This is a genomic window from Vibrio sp. 1562, assembly GCF_033340155.1.
In the GTDB taxonomy this organism is placed as follows: domain Bacteria; phylum Pseudomonadota; class Gammaproteobacteria; order Enterobacterales; family Vibrionaceae; genus Vibrio; species Vibrio alginolyticus.
On sequence record NZ_JAWOVY010000485.1, the window covers coordinates 1 to 622 of the forward strand.

The following is a 622-nucleotide window of genomic DNA, read 5'->3' on the forward strand; positions in this document are numbered from 1 at the left end:
ACCATATATTGGCAGGTCTTTATTCAATCCGAGATGGGGAGTGATTATTTCTTTTGGCTGTTCAATGCACGAATACGGCTTGATAGCGAGTAAAGACGGATGAAGCCACCAGCATGACTTTGATCGTAAACCTCATCTTCACCAAAAGTAGCGAACTCTTCTGAGTACAAGCTGTTGTCAGAACGTTTTTGCGTTACCGTTGCTTGACCTTTGTATAGCTTAACAACCACTTCGCCATTGACGTCTTGTGCTAGCTCTTCTGAGGCAGCAAGAATCGACTTACATAGCGGTGTAAACCAACGACCGTCGTACACAAGGTGAGAGGCTTTTAGACCAAGTTCTTCACGGAACTCGAATGACGATTTGTCTAGCACCAATTGTTCAACTGCGCGCAGAGCTTCCATCATGATGGTACCTCCCGGAGTTTCGTAACAGCCACGAGACTTCATTCCCACTAAACGGTTCTCTACGATATCAATACGACCCACACCGTGTTTTGCGCCTTTTTCGTTTAAGTAAACTAGCGCATTGTATGGTGTCATCGCTTCACCATCCACTGCCACAACTTCACCTTTTTCGACTTTCAACGTAACGTATTCAGCTTCATTTGGCGCTTGTTCAG

General features: G+C 45.3%; 1 pseudogene. It reads right to left on the bottom strand.

Annotated features, from left to right (window positions below):
- Positions 1-44: 44 nt before the first annotated feature.
- Positions 45-622: pseudogene (locus R7Z49_RS25970) on the bottom strand (argininosuccinate synthase domain-containing protein); the annotation flags it as partial.